Origin of the sequence: Methylotuvimicrobium sp. (assembly GCF_050611805.1) — a bacterium.
Taxonomy (GTDB): domain Bacteria; phylum Pseudomonadota; class Gammaproteobacteria; order Methylococcales; family Methylomonadaceae; genus Methylotuvimicrobium.
In genome coordinates, this window is sequence record NZ_JBNGHF010000111.1 from 1 (window position 1) to 2,744 (window position 2,744).

Annotated in this window: 1 protein-coding gene; it reads left to right on the plus strand. The window is 57.2% G+C overall.

Features of this window, described 5'->3' with window-relative positions:
• Nucleotides 1-328 precede the first annotated feature (328 nt).
• Nucleotides 329-2,632 (plus strand): acyl-CoA dehydrogenase, encoded by a 2,304-nt coding sequence (locus ACRJJO_RS21895; RefSeq protein ID WP_431067677.1) that lies wholly within the window; start codon nt 329-331, stop codon nt 2,630-2,632.
• Nucleotides 2,633-2,744: the final 112 nt, after the last annotated feature.

Here is a 2,744-nt window from a genome sequence, read left to right on the forward strand (position 1 = left end):
AATGGGCTATGGAATTTAGGTGCTGGGTGAATACGTCCGTGTAGGCTCGACGGCGTCTCGAACGCCAAGGATGGCGTGAATGCAGATTTTGCATTACGCCAGGGATGGCGTGTATTAGGGCAACGCAGGGCAGAAAAATGCTCCTGCATTTTCTGCATTCGTTACATCCTTGTAACTCAGCAGTTGCCGAGGAGCAAAAATCTGCCCTGCCGCCGACGCCTGCCGGTCGAGCAACCGCCCCCTCCTCGGAACCAGTATTGTTTTTCATATCGAAAAATTAGATAAGGAGTCCGAATCTACGAACTTTCACAGTAACAGGAATTTAGCCATGACCGAATTCATTATCGCGGTATCGAGCGGGCTTATTTTAGCCGGGATCGTTGTCTTCGCTCCTATCCGCCGCAGTTTACTGACCCGGCCGCTGTTCAAGGCCATGCGCCGCAATCTGCCGCCGATGTCCCAAACCGAGCGCGAAGCACTCGAAGCGGGCAACACCTGGTGGGACGCAGAACTGTTCAAGGGCCGTCCGGACTGGACTAAACTCGCGGCGCTGCCCGCGGCGCGCCTCAGCGACGAGGAGCGCGCCTTTATCGACGGACCTGTGGAAACCCTGTGCGCGATGCTCGACGACTGGGAAATCACCTTCAAGCGCCGCGACTTACCGGCGGAAGTCTGGAGCTACATCAAACAACATAAGTTTTGCGGCATCATAATACCGAAACGCTACGGCGGCCTGGAGTTTTCCGATTTCGCGCATTCGCAAATCGTCATGAAACTCGCCAGCCGTAGTACGACCGCCGCGGTCACGGTCATGGTCCCGAATTCATTGGGACCGGCCAAATTATTGCTGGCCTACGGCACTGAGCAGCAAAAAAATCATTATCTACCGCGCTTGGCCGACGGTCTCGAAATACCGGCATTTGCATTAACCGGCCCGCTGGCCGGCAGCGATGCCAGTGCGATGCCCGATACCGGCATCGTTTGTTACGGCGCGTTCGAAGGCAACGAACGAGTTTTGGGCATAAGGCTCAATTGGGAGAAGCGTTATATTACGCTAGGCCCGGTCGCCACGGTGCTCGGACTGGCGTTCAAGCTTTACGATCCCGACCGGCTGCTAGGCGAAACCGAAGATATCGGCATTACCGTCGCGCTGATTCCGACCGATACGCCGGGCGTTTCGATCGGCCGCCGCCATTTTCCGCTCGATTCGGCCTTCCAAAACGGCCCTAACTGGGGCAAGGACGTCTTCATTCCGCTCGACTGGATCATCGGCGGCGCGGCACAAGCCGGTCAAGGGTGGAAAATGTTGATGCAATGCCTCGCCACCGGCCGCGCGATTTCGCTACCGGCGCTAAGCGTCGGCGCGGCCAAATTCATCTGCCGCAACACCGGCGCCTATGCGCGAATCAGGCATCAGTTCAATCTGCCGATCGGTGCCTTCGAAGGCATCGAAGAGGTACTGGCGCGCATGGCCGGCAGCGCCTATTTAATGGACGCCGCGCGCCAAGTCACCTGCGCGGCACTCGACGTCGGCGAGAAACCGGCAGTGATCTCGGCGATACTGAAATACCAACTCACCGAAGGCATGCGGCGTATCATCAACGACGGCATGGATATTCAAGGCGGCTCGGGCATTTGTCTGGGGCCTTCCAACGCAATCGGCCGTTTGTATCAGGTCGTCCCGGTCGGCATCACGGTCGAAGGCGCAAACATTCTAACCCGCACGATGATGATTTTCGGCCAAGGTTCGGTCCGCTGCCACCCTTTCGTACAACAAGAAATGCAGGCACTGAACCAAACAAATGCGGCCAAAGCCTTGCGCGAATTCGACTCGATATTATGGCGGCATATCCGTTTTTTTCTGAATAATATCTTGCGAGGCTTCTGGTTCGGCGTTGCCGGTTCGCGGCTGACCGCCGCGCCCGGTAACCGCGAAACGAAGCGTTATTACCGGCAATTGACACGGCTTAGCACCGGCTTTGCGCTGGCCGCCGATGTCGCGCTGCTGACGCTGGGCGGCCGACTCAAACGTAAGGAACGCATTTCCGGGCGGCTGGCCGACGTACTGAGCCACTTGTACTTGTGTTCTTGCGTACTCAAACATTTCGACAATCAAGGCGCGCCCTCGGACGACCTGCCGCTGCTGCATTGGGCCTGCCAAGACAGCCTGTATCGCGCCCAACAATCGTTATTGGAAGCACTTCGGCTGCTGCCGGCGAAACTTTCGGCCGGCTTGCTGCGTGCCTTGTTGTTTCCGCTCGGCAAACCCTGCGCGCCGCCGTGCGATAGCTTGACCGGTCCTCTCGCAAAATTGCTATTGACCGACAATCCGGCGCGCGAGCGTTTGACCGATGGCATCTATATCAATACCGATCCGGACGATCCTACCGGCCGCATCGAGGGCGCCTTCAGGGCAGTGCTCGAGGCCGCACCGGCCGAGGCCAAAATCCGCGCCGCGCAAAAACAAGGAGCGCTACCCAAAGGAATGCCGTCATCCCTACTGCAGCAGGCTTTGGCATCGGAATTGATCGACAAGGACGAATATGCATTACTCGAAAAAGCCGAGCAAGCCAAAATGAAAGCGATCGCGGTCGACGATTTCGCACCGGAACAATTGACCGGCGGCACTTAACTTCACCTGATTAGCAAGATGCTTCAGCTTGCCGAAGCCAAGTGTCCGAGCTGGGGTTAGTCGTAGTCGCAAAAACTAAAATATGCTGTTACCCAAGCTCCAGCTTGGGTAA

Coding starts and splice junctions, on each gene's coding strand:
- ACRJJO_RS21895 (WP_431067677.1), top strand. CDS start 329: ATGACCGAATTCATTATCGCGGTATCGAGCGGGCTTATTTTAGCCGGG.